The sequence below is a fragment of the Aphanizomenon sp. UHCC 0183 genome (assembly GCF_009712065.1).
GTDB classification, from domain to species: Bacteria; Cyanobacteriota; Cyanobacteriia; order Cyanobacteriales; family Nostocaceae; genus Dolichospermum; species Dolichospermum heterosporum.
Genome location: NZ_VILC01000031.1, coordinates 1 through 15,405, shown reverse-complemented (window position 1 = coordinate 15,405; position 15,405 = coordinate 1). Strand labels below are relative to the sequence as shown.

17 protein-coding genes are annotated in these 15,405 nt (G+C 39.6%); 8 read left to right on the top strand and 9 right to left on the bottom strand.

The genetic code is table 11. The features are described 5' to 3' along the window. Positions 1 to 15: 15 nt before the first annotated feature. Positions 16 to 630, top strand: a complete 615-nt coding sequence (locus tag FJR37_RS12665) for a PIN domain-containing protein (protein WP_168466182.1) — start codon at positions 16 to 18, stop codon at positions 628 to 630. Positions 631 to 700: 70 nt separating this feature from the next. Here FJR37_RS12665 and FJR37_RS12660 read toward each other — a convergent pair whose 3' ends face one another. Continuing rightward, a complete protein-coding gene (locus FJR37_RS12660; RefSeq protein ID WP_235334535.1) occupies positions 701 to 841 on the bottom strand; it encodes a hypothetical protein in 141 nt (46 codons plus the stop codon). A gap of 234 nt (positions 842 to 1,075) precedes the next feature. Here FJR37_RS12660 and FJR37_RS12655 point away from each other — a divergent pair, with 234 nt between their 5' ends. Continuing rightward, positions 1,076 to 1,774, top strand: a complete 699-nt coding sequence (locus FJR37_RS12655) for a hypothetical protein (protein ID WP_168466181.1) — start codon at positions 1,076 to 1,078, stop codon at positions 1,772 to 1,774. A gap of 95 nt (positions 1,775 to 1,869) precedes the next feature. After that, positions 1,870 to 3,354, top strand: a complete 1,485-nt coding sequence (locus tag FJR37_RS12650; protein WP_039200013.1) for a Fic family protein — start codon at positions 1,870 to 1,872, stop codon at positions 3,352 to 3,354. On the opposite strand, the gene FJR37_RS12645 is transcribed toward FJR37_RS12650, so the two are convergent. The 6 genes from FJR37_RS12645 to murC all read right to left on the bottom strand — a co-directional run bounded on the left by FJR37_RS12645 (position 3,351) and on the right by murC (position 8,267). Beyond that, the gene (locus tag FJR37_RS12645) at positions 3,351 to 3,584 is read right to left on the bottom strand and encodes a DUF433 domain-containing protein (RefSeq protein WP_039200015.1); all 234 of its coding nucleotides are present in this window, start codon (positions 3,582 to 3,584) and stop codon (positions 3,351 to 3,353) included. The two genes, FJR37_RS12650 and FJR37_RS12645, sit on opposite strands and share 4 nt — an antisense overlap. A gap of 417 nt (positions 3,585 to 4,001) precedes the next feature. Continuing rightward, the gene (locus FJR37_RS12640; protein WP_235334539.1) at positions 4,002 to 4,226 is read right to left on the bottom strand and encodes a DUF2442 domain-containing protein; all 225 of its coding nucleotides are present in this window, start codon (positions 4,224 to 4,226) and stop codon (positions 4,002 to 4,004) included. Positions 4,227 to 4,419: 193 nt separating this feature from the next. After that, a complete protein-coding gene (locus FJR37_RS12635) occupies positions 4,420 to 4,893 on the bottom strand; it encodes a low molecular weight protein-tyrosine-phosphatase (protein WP_168466180.1) in 474 nt (157 codons plus the stop codon). A 246-nt stretch (positions 4,894 to 5,139) separates the two neighbouring features. Next, positions 5,140 to 5,487, bottom strand: coding sequence for a YbaB/EbfC family nucleoid-associated protein (locus tag FJR37_RS12630; protein ID WP_168466179.1), 348 nt, complete (start codon positions 5,485 to 5,487; stop codon positions 5,140 to 5,142). A 141-nt stretch (positions 5,488 to 5,628) separates the two neighbouring features. Further along, the gene (gene murB / locus FJR37_RS12625) at positions 5,629 to 6,633 is read right to left on the bottom strand and encodes a UDP-N-acetylmuramate dehydrogenase (RefSeq protein WP_039200021.1); all 1,005 of its coding nucleotides are present in this window, start codon (positions 6,631 to 6,633) and stop codon (positions 5,629 to 5,631) included. Positions 6,634 to 6,806: 173 nt separating this feature from the next. Beyond that, positions 6,807 to 8,267 carry a UDP-N-acetylmuramate--L-alanine ligase gene (murC, locus tag FJR37_RS12620; RefSeq protein WP_168466178.1) on the bottom strand — a complete coding sequence of 487 codons (1,461 nt, stop codon included), beginning with the start codon at positions 8,265 to 8,267 and terminating at the stop codon, positions 6,807 to 6,809. A gap of 601 nt (positions 8,268 to 8,868) precedes the next feature. Here murC and FJR37_RS12615 point away from each other — a divergent pair. Next, positions 8,869 to 9,882 (top strand): type I glyceraldehyde-3-phosphate dehydrogenase, encoded by a 1,014-nt coding sequence (locus tag FJR37_RS12615; RefSeq protein ID WP_039200023.1) that lies wholly within the window; start codon positions 8,869 to 8,871, stop codon positions 9,880 to 9,882. Between the two features lie 98 nt (positions 9,883 to 9,980). On the opposite strand, the gene thiL is transcribed toward FJR37_RS12615, so the two are convergent. Then, entirely contained in the window at positions 9,981 to 11,024 is a 1,044-nt protein-coding gene (gene thiL, locus FJR37_RS12610; protein WP_168466177.1) for a thiamine-phosphate kinase, read from the bottom strand. A 61-nt stretch (positions 11,025 to 11,085) separates the two neighbouring features. Between thiL and FJR37_RS12605 the strand changes: the two genes are divergently transcribed. Next, a complete protein-coding gene (locus tag FJR37_RS12605) occupies positions 11,086 to 11,604 on the top strand; it encodes a type I restriction endonuclease subunit R (RefSeq protein WP_168466176.1) in 519 nt (172 codons plus the stop codon). A 238-nt stretch (positions 11,605 to 11,842) separates the two neighbouring features. Beyond that, positions 11,843 to 12,448, top strand: a complete 606-nt coding sequence (locus FJR37_RS12595; RefSeq protein WP_168466174.1) for a hypothetical protein — start codon at positions 11,843 to 11,845, stop codon at positions 12,446 to 12,448. Between the two features lie 89 nt (positions 12,449 to 12,537). On the opposite strand, the gene FJR37_RS12590 is transcribed toward FJR37_RS12595, so the two are convergent. Then, positions 12,538 to 13,644, bottom strand: coding sequence for a peptidylprolyl isomerase (locus FJR37_RS12590; RefSeq protein WP_168466173.1), 1,107 nt, complete (start codon positions 13,642 to 13,644; stop codon positions 12,538 to 12,540). A 315-nt stretch (positions 13,645 to 13,959) separates the two neighbouring features. On the opposite strand from FJR37_RS12590, the gene efp reads away from it, so the two are divergent. Beyond that, a complete protein-coding gene (gene efp, locus FJR37_RS12585; protein ID WP_096665417.1) occupies positions 13,960 to 14,517 on the top strand; it encodes an elongation factor P in 558 nt (185 codons plus the stop codon). 298 nt (positions 14,518 to 14,815) lie between these two features. Beyond that, positions 14,816 to 15,337, top strand: coding sequence for an acetyl-CoA carboxylase biotin carboxyl carrier protein (accB, locus tag FJR37_RS12580; protein ID WP_039201845.1), 522 nt, complete (start codon positions 14,816 to 14,818; stop codon positions 15,335 to 15,337). Positions 15,338 to 15,405 lie beyond the last annotated feature (68 nt).

Here is a 15,405-nt window from a genome sequence, read left to right as displayed (position 1 = left end):
AGGTTAGCAAATTTAATGATTACGCTTTATATAGAAACAAATTTTTTTATTGATTTTGCAAAAAACCAAGATCAAGAAACTGAGAACTTAGTCTACTCTCAAAATCCTGAAGTAACAACAAGACTTAAAATAATAACTCCTGCAATTTGTTGTATGGAAGCTCTATCTGTACTAGAAAGTGAGCGCAACAGAAGTAATCGGTTTGGGGATAACCTAAAGGATGAAGTAAGAAAACTTAAAGGAGATGTTAACTCTCAATACTCTAGAGAAATTAAACGATGTCTAGAGCAAGCAATAATTAAGAATAATGAGAGAATTAATGAGATTAATACTCGTCTTTTTGACATTTTAGAATGGGCTAAAAATTCTGTAGAACTAATACAATTAAAACCAGATATACTCAGTGCAAGTCTGGATAATTTACTTATTACTGATCCTACAGACAATTTAATTTTACATTGTATTCTTGATCATGCACAAACATCTTTAAATGAGCAGAAAGTTTTTTTGAGTGGAAATTCTAACGACTTTGGTACAAAAGAAATTAAACAAATATTACAGAAAGTAGGTATACAAAAATATTTTGCAAAAACGACAGACTTTTTAGGTTGGTTGCAGTCACAGCCTTAATTATTGGGTAATATCGCATTTCTAATGTAGAGTGAGAGCGATAGCGAAGCGATCCGCAGGAATCGCCTTATCATTCAAGACTAACAACTACAGCTTGACCTTTCACTACTTTAGATAAAATATCTAAAACTTTTGGAACTAAAGGTTTCAGATCCATTAATCTATTAGAAGATGCTTGTAAAACAACTACAGCAATATCGAACTGAGACAAATTTTGTTGAAAAGATAAATTCCTATCAACTGTAATAAAAACATCAAATTCTTTTGGCTCTTGCGTCTCTTTTATGGTAATTGAGGATTGATGATAACAAAACCCTTACGGGACAAGGGTTATAAACAATTGTTTCCATATTTTCAATGAAATGCCTACACAATAAGGCTTTCAATGATTTTGAACCAGGTTTTCCATAAAAATAACCGAAGAACCGTTTACTTTAAGGAGATTATGGACAACATAGTAACTCTATTCCATCTAAATGCTGGTCCTCTGCACGATAAAGCAAAAAATGATTACCTTTTGAATTCTACGATTCACAATGATCGCGGAATTAGTGATGCAATTCCCGCTATTTTGTTTTCAGCTATGTCCATTGAGGCATTTCTAAATGAATTGCCGGAACTAGCTACAGCATATATAAAACCAGAAGAAGAACCAGAAGATGTTGCAAAAAAACTTGCAACACTATTAACCACCGTTGAGGAATATAATGGACAAATAAAACTCAAGCTTGAGGTAACTTACATAGCTATATCAGGTAAAAGACCAAAGCAAGGTATTCAACCCTACCAAGATTTTGTTACTCTATTCAATCTGCGTAACGAATTAGTTCATCTCAAGCCTAAGGATGAATATACTTTAAACCTTGATAGTGATGATCTTCCTTCTTCAAAGAGGACAATTTTAAACAAACTATCAGGACTAAATATTCTTCGTGAACCAAGCACTTACAAAAATCCTGTTATTAATAAAGATTGTCCTGTGCCTTTATTGGAAAGGATTAGTACACCTGCTGCTGCTAAATGGGCTTGTAATACAGCAGCTAAAACAGTGCAAGACATTGTAAACAAGATGCCTAATTCAGAATTCAAAGATTATTTGAAAAGAAATTATACTAATAAGTATTTTCAATTAATAGAAGATTAGTGATTTGAACAAAAAAGTTTGATGTTTCTCACCATATCTGAGACTACACAATTGTAAGTTTTTTTACCGTACTATCAATTTTTTGGAGATTATTCATGCAGTGGCAACCAATAGAAAATTTACCATCCAATTGGGAAGATTTAGCAAGTTCCGAGTTACCACCTTTAGTCACTGTTTGGAATGAACAAGCAGAACGACTGCGTTCCTCTGGAGAATTCAAAACCTTTATGGAAAGGTTGTGTCGAGAGATTGCTATTGAAACTGGAATTATTGAAGGACTATATACCCTAGACAGAGGAATAACTCGTGTACTAATTGAACAAGGAATTAATGAGGCTCTTATTGCTCATAATCCTAATAATTCTGCCAATCCCCCAACCAGACAAATTGTATCTCTCATCCAAGATCAAGAAGCAGCGGTCGAAGAATTATTTGATTTTGTTGGTCGACAGAGAAGTTTATCTACTTCCTACATCAAAGGGTTACACCAACTTCTCACTCAGAATCAATATACAACAGAGGCAAAAACACAAACAGGACAAATTATTCGTGTTGATCTGAACAGAGGTGACTGGAAGAAGCAACCCAATAATCCACAAAGAAAAGATGGCTCTATAGATGAATATTGCCCTCCAGAACAGGTCGCTTCTGAAATGGATAATTTGATTCAATGGCATCATGAACATCAAATAGCAAAAATTCCTCCTGAAGTTGAAGCAGCGTGGTTACATCATCGCTTCACACAAATTCATCCCTTTCAAGATGGTAATGGTCGAGTGGCTCGCTGTCTTGCTAGTTTAGTTTTTATACAAGCTGGATGGTTTCCTTTGGTTGTTACAGGTGACGAGAGAGCAGCTTATATTGGAGCTTCAGAACAAGCAGATAAAGGTGACTTATCAAACTTGATTAACTTGTTTGCTAAAAGTCAAAAACAGTCATTTATTCGTAGCCTTGGTTTATCTGAACAGGTTTTAGCAGAAACAAGACGCGCTCAAGCTGTTATTGCTTCCATCGCTAACAAAATCAAGCAAAATAAATCAGCCACCATTCCAGAACGCCGTCAAAAAGTTGAAGGTTTTGCAGAAAATTTGTTTAAAATCGCATCTGTTCGTTTACAAGATATCGCTACCGAAATTAAGTTATCTGTGCAAAATCTAGTAAGTGATGCTGAGAGTTTTACAGTTACGGCTGCATCCGAAGATTCTAAATCATACTATCATCGCTTTCAAGTTGTAGAAACAGCTAAACAATTAGGCTACTTTGCTAATCTTAGCCCCTATCACAGTTGGATACAATTGGTGATCAATGTAGAATCATCAACAACAATTCTACTTTCTTTTCATGCAGTAGGACACGAGTATCTCGGATTACTTGCTTGTTCTGCTTGTGCATACCATAGAGATAATACTGGAGAAGGTGAACGAAATATTAGTAGAAATATTAGTGATATCCAAGCCTTAACAGATTCTCTATTTCAGTTTTCTTATGCTGATGAAGAGAGTAATCTGACAGAACGTTTTAAGAAGTGGTTGGAAGATGTGATTGTCAATGGTTTAGAGTATTGGAATAAGAGTGTTTAATAAAAGAGTAAGAGCGATACCTTACTAATCATTTGTTTTCCTGCTTCCTCTAGGAATGTAATTACTTGTTCCCTAGTAACAGTGGGAAAACCATCTAAAAAATCATCTATTGAATCTCCTGCTGTTAAATAATCTAACAGTGTTTGGATAGGAACTCTTGTTCCCGTAAAAACAGGAGTACCACTCATAATTTCAGGAGACACACTTATAACTGAAGAATGATTAGACATTGTATTTGATATTTTCAAGTTATATTCCTAGTTTAACAATAAATGGAAGTAAGTGCGATACCTTTGGTGCGCTTTGCTAATACATTTTTGATGTAGAATGGAGAGCAATTATTCAGCATAAAAACTTACCTGATTTTGGGTGGTTAGTAGTACATAAATCACCAAGGCTCATAGTGGATCTGGGTCATCACAAGATACCATGATAATTCGACGTATTTTTGCAGCTATACCTAAATCAGTAAGCCAAATTTCACCAAGTTTAGGGTTCATCTCACAAATCTAAAACTTCTTACTCTACTGTACGGGATATGGTAAGGAACGCAAATTTAATAACCTGCAATTCTGATGTAACCTGGAATGGTGCGTTACGCTGTCGCTAACACACCCTACTTTTGCACCTTATTTAATTCACATTCCTTAACTGACTATTTTACTCCTTGGTGCAGGTGCGCCACGTAACATACCTTCTGTGCTGAGGTCTTCGTCAATTTCTTCCCAATGAATACCGTAACCACCTCCGCAGGTTTCCCATTTTAATCGTTGTTCAGGAGTAGCATTAAGCAGTTTTGGATACCAAACTAATGGTACTGTAATTGTGCGTCCATCTATTAAATCAACGCTGATATCTTCAGTAAACAACACATTCTTAATTCTTTCATCCCTTAATTTTTAATTATCTATGAACATCCTATTTGTTGAAGATGAATCAAAAATTGCTAACTTTGTCCAAGCGGGATTAAAGGCAATGCCCCAAATACCGGGGGCGCTACCCCTACGTTAAATCCCCGACTTCTTTAAGAAGTTGGGATCTGAGGATCTGGGAATGATGATATTTTTAATTCTCAGTGATATGTTTCAATAGACCTTCACAGGCATCCATCAATAAATCTATCACATGATTAAAGCCCTCAACCCCGCCATAATAGGGGTCTGGGACTTCCTTGAGGGTGTGTGTAGAGCAAAAATCACACATCAACCTAACTTTAGAATGATATTGCCCAGAGCGGTCAACAGCGAGGATATCATCATAATTATTACGATCCATTGCCAAAATCAAATCAAACTCTTGAAAGTCACGGATTTGAAATTGCCGAGCTTGTCCAATGAGTTTAAATCCTAACTTATTCTCTGCTGCGGCACTCATGCGTCGATCCGGTGCTGCACCAATGTGATAACCAGCAGTACCGGCAGAATCGCAAAGAATTGTATTATTTAACCTGGCTTGGTCAATGAGATGATTCATAATATTTTCAGCCGATGGCGATCGGCAAATATTACCAAGGCAGACAAACAGTAGCTTATAAGGCATAATATTTTGATTTAAGTTTTAGCTTTGTGTCAGTTGCCAGTTATTTTACACTCCTGACCACTGACCGGGAATTTTAGATTTTAGATTTTAGATAAAAAAATTTGGTACGAGTCCCCATTCTTGATAACGGAACAATACTCGCTTCGCTAACGTCAATCCCAAAGCCAAAATTTTTGAGCTTCTACACTTTAGGTTGGAGTCAATCCCAAATCCAAAATCCAAAATCGTCAATCCAAAATTGAGTGACTACATTCCAGGTAATTCCAGTCCACTGGTTAGATCTTCCATACGTTCTCGCATGGTTTCGGTGGACTTTTTATAGGCATCTTTCATCGCCGCCGCGACTAAATCAGAAAGCACTTCTGGACCTTCTTCTAAAGCAGATGGAGCAATTTCTACTCGTTTGGGTTCTTGGTTGCCACTGACGACGACTTTAACAAGTCCACCACCAGATTCTCCAAGAATCTCCATTTGCTCCAATTCTTCTTGAAGACGCTTTGCACCTTCTTGAACTTGTTGCGCTTTTTTAAATGCTTCGGCTAGTTCTTTCATTTTGCCTAAGCCAAAGCCAAATCCCTGTCCTTTTTCTGCCATAACTGGTTATCCGCTGTACGGTTGTTTAGAAATCAAATTCAATTATAGATGCGATTAGTCATTGGTGATGGGTGATTGGTAATTGGTAATTGGTAATTGGTAATTTAATTACTCTTGCCTCTTGCCTATTGCCTATTGCCTTTATTTAGCAACCTGCTTGTGAAACTCACCCAACATTTTCACTTCTGGTTCTAGCCAAATTGACCAGCGTTCTTGCACCTCATTTTGAACATGACGAATAAGGGAGAAAATATCGCTGGCTTTAGCTCCTCCCCGATTGACGATAAAATTAGCATGAAGTTGGGCGACTTGCGCTCCTCCTAATTGATAACCCTTGAGTCCGGTTTGTTCAATTAACCAACCAGCAGAATAAGGTTTAGGATTTCTAAACACACTGCCACAACTAGGATAGCTGTAGGGTTGAGTGCTGAGTCGGTGTTTTTTATGTTCCTTAGTTCTAGCTGTCACTTGCACAGGATCTGCTCCTGGTTGCAGTTGGAAGGTGGCTTGAGTTACAATCCGCTTACGACCTTGGAGGAGTGAACTCCTGTATGTGTAACCTAATTCCTCCGGGGTGAGAGTTGCCAGAGTTCCATCTGGAGAAAGAACTTGAGCGCTAACCAACATATCTGCGATACAGCTATTGTGCGCTCCAGCATTCATTACCACTGCACCGCCTACAGTTCCAGGAATACCCACAGCCCATTCTAATCCTTCCCATCCTAAAGCGGCTGCTTCCCATGCTAGAGTAGGAATGGGTTCTCCGGCGGATACAGTTAATTGACCTGTAGCTGGGTCAAAGTTTTTAGACCGGAGATGACGAGTGGCGATGACTAGACCGGGTATGCCGCGATCGCTCACCAACAAATTAGAACCAGCACCCAATACTGTGATTGCTAAATTATTTTCTTTTGCATACTCAATACTTACTTGTAACGCCTCTAAATCATAGGGAGAAACATAGCACTCAGCCTCTCCACCAACTCGATAAGAAGTAAACGCTGACAAAGAAGTATGGGTTTTTAAAGGGCAATTCGTCCCTGGTAGGTAAATTAATTTACTATTATCCACATTATCTTTTGTTTGCAGTTGTGGAGTGAAATTAGAAAATTCGCAGATTTTGCCAAATCCCTGGGAAGTTATCATTTTTACTTCAATTAGTGAATTTTTGACATTTGTTATTTATAGCAACAGACAAGATAGTGAGGACATCAATTAACTGTGAAACTTAGAAGACAACAGGGTTTTATTCCTGAATCGGTGAATCTTTGTCCATGGCAGTGAATTGATGACAACACTACTAGAGTGAAGTTCTTAGTCTAAGAAGTGGCGATCGCTGGTTCACTCATGATGGTAATCAGTTCCGGAATAGCCTGATTTAAGTTACCCGCACCTAAAAACAGTGCCAAATCCCCCGGACATAAGGTTTGCCGTAAAAACTCACTAACCAAAGATAAAGTTTGTTGATAAACCACTTCAGGATTGTGTTTACTAATCGCAGTAGCTAAATCCTGTCCACTCACTTGTCCTAAATCAGGTTCACCCGCACTGTAAATATCCGTCAGCACAACTAAATCAGCATGAGTAAAAGACTCAGCAAACTCTTCTAAAAACGTTAATGTCCGCGTATAACGATGAGGTTGGAAGATAGCAACTACCCTCTGTCCCGGTCTAGCTTGAAGACGAGCAGCGGCTAAAGTAGCGCGAATTTCACTAGGATGATGGGCATAATCATCAATAAAAGTCACCCCAGCCGCCTCACCTCGGAACTCAAACCGTCGTCTTGCACCTTCAAATGTAGCAATACCTTGGGCAATTTCTCCAAATTCTAATCCCAAAACTCTACCCACAGCTACTGCTGCTAGAGAATTGCTGAGGTTATGATGACTCAATAGCTGTAAATTTAACAAACCCAAAGCTTTACCCTTTTCCCATACCAAAGCTGTTGTGCCATCAGCACGATAATCTATATTGGTAACGGTGTAATCAGCACCTTTATCTGGGTAAAGACTATAGGTAATGGTTGGTTTAAACCTATCACGCACTGTCTCACAATCAATGCTACCCACCAAAGTTTTGCAACCTTGAGCAAAGGTTTGGAAGGTATCAACCACCTCTTCCAATGTCTCATAGTGGTCAGGATGATCTAATTCAATATTAGTAATAATACCAATCTCTGGAGCGTGTTTTACCAGAGAACCATCGGACTCATCTGCCTCTGCTACTAAATAACGGCTTGCACCCATTCTAGCATTACCTTCCCAAGCCTTAACTTCACCACCGACCAAAATTGTCGGATCAAGCCCAGCTTGCAATAGCATATAACCAATCATACTACTAGTAGTGGTCTTGCCATGAGTTCCTGCTACAGCAATACTGTAGTAATCAGCAATCAAAGCCGCGAGAACATCAGAACGATGCCAAATGGGGCAACCTAATTCTAGAGCCGCTTTATACTCCAAATTATTAGCATTAATAGCTGTAGAACAAATCACTTGGGGTAAAGCGGTTTTCACAGCAGACAACTTTTCTGGAGCAGTTAATGGTACGGTATTAGCCGTTACTTCTGACAGAAAAAATGCCAAATTATTGGCTTCTTGTTTACTGAAAATGTGAGCGCCCAGGGATTCTAACTTGTGCGTAATATGGTTAGCACGTAAATCTGAACCGGATACTGGCAATTGGCGTTTAGTTAGAACATAAGCCAAAGCAGACATTCCAATCCCACCAATCCCAATGAAATGAAATGGTCTGCCACTAAAATCTATAGAATTACTCATTTTTATTTACCTCTTACACCACACCACACCAGAACCACATAAGACACGCGTATCATAACAGGATTTTGATTGTTACAGATCCTAACTATGCCATCCAAAATATTCATCCCTGCTGAATGATTAAATTTTGACTTTCGTTTTGCTCTGTGAGCCAGATTACCCCCCGGTCGAAAATTCTTGCTGTTTTTAATCTGCCCATAAGATTATTCTGAAAATTTCTGCTACATCGGGAAAGAAAATTGTGTAAATTTAAATACATTTTGTTATGATTGTTTTAGAACTAAGTAGCATGGGTTTAAAGACAGCAACTTGCATCACTTACTAAAAGCCTCTGTCGGAATTGACTACAATAGTACATTGGTAGTGAAATTATTGTTCAATTTATAAAAATCATCATTGGAAACAGGGAACAGGGGAAGAATTTTCTTCTTCTTTCTAACTCCTGACTCCGAACTCCGAACTCTGAACCCCGAACTCTGAACTCCTTTCTGTATTTTTTTGTTGATCTAAAACTTTCTGGTTATAAATGGCCACCCTCTTTGCGATATGATTGGGGTCAACGATATCAACTTATAGGCATAAATACAGAGGGCAAGACACAGTGATTAGAGTTGCAATTAACGGTTTCGGGCGCATTGGACGTAACTTTGCCCGCTGCTGGGTGGGAAGAGAAAATAGCAATATCCAACTGGTCGGGATTAATGACACATCCGACCCTAGAACTAATGCTCACCTGCTTAGATATGACTCCATGCTAGGCAAATTGAAAGGTGTAGATATTAGTGCTGATGATAACTCCATCACAATTAATGGAAATACAATTAAATGCGTATCTGATCGCAACCCAGATAACTTGCCCTGGAAAGAATGGGGAATTGACCTGATTATCGAATCAACAGGTGTTTTTACCAGCAAAGAAGGGGCAATGAGGCACGTAAATGCCGGGGCTAAAAAGGTTTTGATTACAGCCCCTGGTAAAAATGAAGATGGTACTTTTGTCGTCGGTGTAAATCATCATGATTATGACCACAACAAACATAACATCATCAGTAACGCTAGTTGTACAACCAACTGTTTAGCTCCCATTGCCAAGGTATTAGATGAAAAATTTGGTATCATTAAAGGCATAATGACCACTACCCACAGCTACACAGGTGATCAGCGTTTACTAGACGCTTCCCACCGTGATTTGCGTCGGGCTAGAGCAGCAGCTATCAACATTGTTCCCACTTCTACAGGTGCAGCAAAAGCAGTAGCTTTGGTACTTCCTCAGTTGAAGGGTAAGTTAAATGGTGTGGCTTTGCGTGTACCAACCCCTAACGTTTCTATGGTGGACTTTGTAGTGCAAACTGAAAAGCGCACTATTGCCGAAGAAGTTAATCAAGCGCTGAAAGAGGCTGCTGAAGGTCCTCTCAAAGGCATTTTGGGTTACACCGAATTGGAACTTGTATCTTCTGACTATCAAGGTACTGATGAATCTTCTGTTGTTGATGCCAGCTTGACTCTTGTTATGGGCAATGACATGGTGAAGGTTATGGCATGGTATGACAATGAGTGGGGTTATAGCCAACGTGTTCTTGATTTGGCGGAATTAGTAGCTGAAAAATGGGCGTAATTGTTCTTTGTCAGTTGTCCTTTGTTTGAAGACCACTGACTAACGGAATGGGCGCAAGCCCTGCGCCCCTACATGGAATGGGCGCAGGGACTGCGCCCCTACTGAGCAAAATGTTGAAATCCCTGGCTGAGGCTGAGAACTTGGTCGGGGATTTCTGCTTTTTCTTGGTGTAAAATCACGTTTGAACCTGGGGTAATTGTGCCAATTATGGCTGCACTTGTGCCTAGTTTTTGCACTAATGCTAATGCTGGTTCGGGTGGTAAACACAAGACCAATTCAAAATCTTCGCCACCGTAGAGGGCATATTCTAATGATTTTTCTGGTGTTAGCCACTCTTCAAAGGCTGATGGTAAGGGGATTTTACTAGATTCTATAACTGCACCGACTTGACTGGCTCGGCAAATTTGTAATACTGCGTCGGCTAAACCGTCGCTACTATCCATGCCAGAGATAGGGAAAAGGCAGGGGGCAGGGGGCAGGGGGCAGGGGGAGGTGAGAATTTCTTTGAGTATGGGTAAGACATCTAAACGTGGCTTGGGGCGCTGGTGGGCGGTGATTAAGGCTGCCTTGGATGCTGTTTTGAGGTTGTAACCTATTTCGGGATTTAAGAGTAATTCTAAACCCGCACGGGACGCTCCATGTATACCTGTGATCACAATAGCATCTCCTACTTGGGCGATCGCACGACGGATGATGAAATTGGGGTTGGCTTGACCAAAGGCGGTAATTGCTAAAGTGGTAATGGGCGATCGCACTATATCACCACCTACTATGGGAACATGATATTTTGATAAGCATTCTGTCATGCCCTGATATAGTCGCTCAACCCAATTTACAGTTACATCTGGCGGTAAACCTAGTCCCACAGTTATTCCCATTGGAGTTGCCCCCATTGCTGCTAAATCGGATAAATTCGCCGCCGCAGCCCGCCAACCTGCATCCTCTGGAGAGGTGGTAACATCGCTAAAATGCACGCCGTCAACAAGCATATCTGTGGTCACTATTAAAGATTGATTTGGTAAAGTTTCCAATACTGCGGCATCATCACCAATGATATCGGGTGGACAAAAACGTTGTAATCTTTCTAAAAGACCTTGTTCACCAATATCTCGAACTCGCAGGGAAGATAAATTATTATTCATAATTAAATTTACGCATTACTTTACAGATTAAAATAAAAGTATCATCTAGGAGACTATTGAGATGGTTTCTACTGTTGGCATTACAGATACCATTAAAAGTTTGAGTGATTTACAAACTCGTTGTCACTTACACCAAGCAGAAGATGAAAACTTTTTTAACGAATGGTTGACAGACTTACCCCAACTTAATACACAAGAACAATCGGGTGTTACTCGCATTAAACAGCGTTATGATTATCATCGCATTGATGGTCTATTATTAGAAGGGACAATTAATCTTTTAGTCGTTTCACCACTTTTGGAACTTGCAGGTTTTCTAGATTCACCTTACCGAATTCGTTCACCCTATGGCATAAATTTAGAAATTGAAGAACCAGAAGAAACAATTCGTGGTTTTATTGATGTCCTAGTTGTACAGGAAAAACTTTGGATTTTTGTGGTTGAATCTAAACGAAATAGCATTCCAGTTGTCGCAGCAATACCGCAGTTATTAGCCTATATGTTAACTATACTCCCCACCGGGATAAATCAGTATTTAGTATGGCTACAAATGGCGATGAATTTATATTTATTAAACTAGCTATTACAGACAATCCTGAATATGACGTATCACGCACATTTTCCCTATTTCCCCGCCGACATGAATTAGCTGAAGTGTTGCAAATTTTAAAACGATTAGGAGAAGCCTGTAGGGGCGCAGGGCCTGCGCCCTCTTAATTGTATTGCATCAAGCGCGATAACCGGTACAATGGTTGGTTATGCAAGTTTTTGTCGAAATTAGGGGATACTACAGATAGTTATTTTTTTTAGTTTACCAAATGAGTGACATCAAAAGAATAAACACAAACGCCTATGTAACAGTACAGGGTCAATATGCTGTAGTTAATGAAGGTTCTGGATATGCGATCATCAATACTCAGACGAAACAGGTAATTGCCCGCAATATATCATCTTTCCTGGATTGTGTAAAAACTCTAGAGTATATCTTTAGTAATGCTGAATCTCAAAATTCTGATCCAATCCCAACCTCTGCTTTTATTTCTGAACCAGACACTTCTCCTAAATCAGTTCAGGAACAAATTAATTATGAAACTAAAAAACTAGATGAACTAGATTTTGCTCTTGTCAGAAGTCTAGGCTCTTATTTTGAAGAAATGAATGGTAAAATCCGCCATTACCGTAAAGATCATCATGCTTCAGAAGAAGAAGCAGATGTAATAGGGAGTTATTACCTAAAAACTGCTGGTATTGTTAGGGGTGTTAAAACTGAAAAAGATTTGGCAGAACTCATCGAATATATAGAAAACCTCAAGGAAAAGGTTAGTAGATACAAGCATGAAGATTATAAATATCGTTGGTCTACAAGTTTAGAAAAAAACGTTCTAGCTAAATTAAGGAAAATAATGGATACACTCAAGAACTAATTGAAAGACGTTATTTGATTTGTGAACACTGCAAGAGTCAGATCCCCGACTTCTTAAAGAAGTCGGGGATCTTTTTCTTCAATAATTAATTAAGCTGCTTGAGGCTGAACTAAATTTTCAATTCCTTTAACAACAGTTGCTGATTCAATTTTATCACCAGCTTTGAGTTTATCTAAAACCTCTCTACCTTCAGTCAAATAACCAAATACAGAATAACGACCATCTAAAAGATTACGTCCTGCGGGAGTAAGTTCTGGTTCAAAAAGGAAAAAGAAAACTTGAGAAGAACCACCATTAGCTTCATTTTCTGGACGTGCCATCACTAAAGCACCAAAAGACGAAAACGGTAAAACCGGCATATCTAAATAACGCCCAGCTTCTTCGAGAGTAATACCGTAGGTTGGTTCTTTTTCGCCCTTGACCAAAATTTCTAAAGGAACAGCCCGATATTTGCCAGTTTGAGGGTCAATAAAACCGACTTCCTTACCTACAGGATCTCCGGTTTGGAGAAAGTAAGATTCTTCCGAACGGGTGAACTCTAAACCGTTATAAAAACCTCTTTGTACCAAATCAACAAAGTTACCAGCAGTCACGGGAGCGCTATAGCCATCTACAACTACAGTCAAATCACCTTTATTAGTTTTGAAAGCAATCCTAGCGCGTCCTTTGAGTTGAGGTAAGTTACTATACTCAGCCGGGACTTCAAAGGGGAATTCCTTCACCATTGATTCTTCTAACAAACTGACAAGATTGAGTAATTTAGCTCTACCGTCAAGAATGGGTTCTTTTCGTTTAGTTTTAACCACTTCTTGCAGTTCTATGATGCCAGATTTCAATTCAGTCATCCAAGCTTCGGCTTGAGGTTGGCGTTCTTCCGGAACGCTTGCTAATATTTGGGAAGGTTTATCGAGTATCCGCAATGCCTGCTTGAGGTCATTATTAACTGCACCCCATCGTTTATTTGCCCGCAGTTGGTTAGAAATATCCTCTAAACTGGCTTGCAGTTTACGTACAGGTTGATTATCTATTGGCAGTGCATAGCGCAACAAAGCCTTACCGTCGGTAATTGCGTTTCCTGCTGGTAAGCCGGCGTTACTAGCGGGAGTCCACCCAGCCGTACTTATGCCTAAAAATATTGTTAATAGCAATATTACCTTTAGGCTGTTCTTCACCCAGGACTTAAATAAGTTCAACATGAAATTTCCCTTTCTTCAGCATCAAAGTGTTGACTGGAAGTAACTTATTGATTATCTTCCCACATTGGGGGACTAGGGATTGAAGAGGCAGGGGAAGTAGGGGAAGTAGGGGAAGTAGGGGAAGTAGGGGAAGTAGGGGAGGCAGAGGAAGAAATATTAATTTTGCCTGTTCCCTGTTCCCTCTTCCCTGACAACTGACAACTGACAAATAACAACTGACAACTGACAAATAACAACTGACAAATAACAACTAACCAATTATGACGCTGGAAGGGTACAATAAATGCCGATTGTCTTGCAAAATTTGAAAGTTTCATGATCTCTAGTAACGACTTTCGACCTGGTGTTTCAATTGTATTAGATGGTTCGGTTTGGCGCGTGATAGATTTCCTTCACGTTAAGCCAGGCAAGGGTTCTGCCTTCGTGCGGACAACACTGAAAAATGTCCAAACTGGCAAACAGTTAGAAAAAACTTTTCGGGCTGGGGAAAGCGTTCCTCAAGCGACTTTGGAAAAAGTGACGATGCAACATACCTATAAAGAAGGCGATGAGTTTATCTTTATGGATATGGAAACCTATGAGGAAGGTAGATTAACTTCAGCGCAAATTGGCGATCGCGTCAAGTACCTCAAAGATGGTATGGAAGTTAACGTGATTCGCTGGGGCGAACAAGTCCTAGAAGTAGAACTTCCTAATTCTGTAGTTTTGGAAATTGTGCAAACAGATCCCGGTGTCAAAGGTGATACTGCTACAGGTGGTACTAAACCCGCAATCCTGGAAACTGGGGCAACTATCATGGTTCCTTTATTTATTGCCCAAGGGGAACGGATTAAGATTGATACCAGAGAAGATAAGTATTTAGGCAGGGAATAATTTTCCTATTTTTTTGATACCAATTTGGAATAGTGAGGAATACAGCAGGAGTCAGGAATTAGGAGTCAGCGTCAGGGGTAAAACCCTGTTGTGGCATAAGTTTAATTCATGTCAATTGAGTTCCTAATCACCTGGAAAGTTGCCACAAAATCCAAAATCTAAAATCGTTCGACTGAGCGAAGTCGAAGTCCAAAATCTAAAATTGGTGCTAATGATTTCAATCCCTTTTTTATAGAGGGATTAAATCCCTGCCTTACTTAGAATTTTAATTTAACAGTTAGGTCGAGGTAAAATAATTGTGACATTAGACTTTAATGAAATCCGTCAGCTATTAGTAACTATTGCCCAAACAGATATTGCGGAAGTTACCCTCAAAAATAATGAATTTGAGCTAACAGTCCGAAAAGCTGTCAGTTTTAGCAATAATGCTCCAGGAACAGTTAGTGGTGTGGTGAGTGCTGGTGTAACCCAGTTGGTATCTACAGCCTTACCAAGTTCCACTGAGGGGGCTGTAACCAATAAAGTTGTTGATAATTCAGTCGCACAACCTCCTCATTCTTCTTCACCAATTAATCAAAAATTAGTTGAAGTACCATCACCAATGGTAGGGACATTTTACCGTTCCCCAGCCCCAGGAGAAGCAGCGTTTGTGGAGGTAGGCGATCGCGTCAAAGCTGGTCAAAGTGTCTGTATCATTGAAGCTATGAAGCTAATGAACGAAATTGAAGCCGAAGTCTCTGGACAGGTGATGGAAATTTTAGTTCAAAATGGTGAACCAGTAGAATATGGTCAGCCTTTAATGAGAATTAACCCTGATTAAGTATTAAATGGGGAAGTCGGGGGAGTAGGGGGAGTCGGGGGAGTCGGGGGAGTCGGGGGAGTCGGGGG

Excerpts from the sequence above, each read along its gene's own strand:
- thiL (WP_168466177.1), bottom strand. The coding sequence starts at position 11,024 with ATGAATAATAATTTATCTTCCCTGCGAGTTCGAGATATTGGTGAACAA.
- FJR37_RS12590 (WP_168466173.1), bottom strand. The coding sequence starts at position 13,644 with ATGTTGAACTTATTTAAGTCCTGGGTGAAGAACAGCCTAAAGGTAATA.
- FJR37_RS12595 (WP_168466174.1), top strand. The coding sequence starts at position 11,843 with ATGAGTGACATCAAAAGAATAAACACAAACGCCTATGTAACAGTACAG.
- FJR37_RS12665 (WP_168466182.1), top strand. The coding sequence starts at position 16 with ATGATTACGCTTTATATAGAAACAAATTTTTTTATTGATTTTGCAAAA.
- FJR37_RS12650 (WP_039200013.1), top strand. The coding sequence starts at position 1,870 with ATGCAGTGGCAACCAATAGAAAATTTACCATCCAATTGGGAAGATTTA.
- murB (WP_039200021.1), bottom strand. The coding sequence starts at position 6,633 with ATGATAACTTCCCAGGGATTTGGCAAAATCTGCGAATTTTCTAATTTC.
- FJR37_RS12635 (WP_168466180.1), bottom strand. The coding sequence starts at position 4,893 with ATGCCTTATAAGCTACTGTTTGTCTGCCTTGGTAATATTTGCCGATCG.
- murC (WP_168466178.1), bottom strand. The coding sequence starts at position 8,267 with ATGAGTAATTCTATAGATTTTAGTGGCAGACCATTTCATTTCATTGGG.
- efp (WP_096665417.1), top strand. The coding sequence starts at position 13,960 with ATGATCTCTAGTAACGACTTTCGACCTGGTGTTTCAATTGTATTAGAT.
- FJR37_RS12605 (WP_168466176.1), top strand. The coding sequence starts at position 11,086 with ATGGTTTCTACTGTTGGCATTACAGATACCATTAAAAGTTTGAGTGAT.
- FJR37_RS12645 (WP_039200015.1), bottom strand. The coding sequence starts at position 3,584 with ATGTCTAATCATTCTTCAGTTATAAGTGTGTCTCCTGAAATTATGAGT.
- FJR37_RS12655 (WP_168466181.1), top strand. The coding sequence starts at position 1,076 with ATGGACAACATAGTAACTCTATTCCATCTAAATGCTGGTCCTCTGCAC.
- FJR37_RS12630 (WP_168466179.1), bottom strand. The coding sequence starts at position 5,487 with ATGGCAGAAAAAGGACAGGGATTTGGCTTTGGCTTAGGCAAAATGAAA.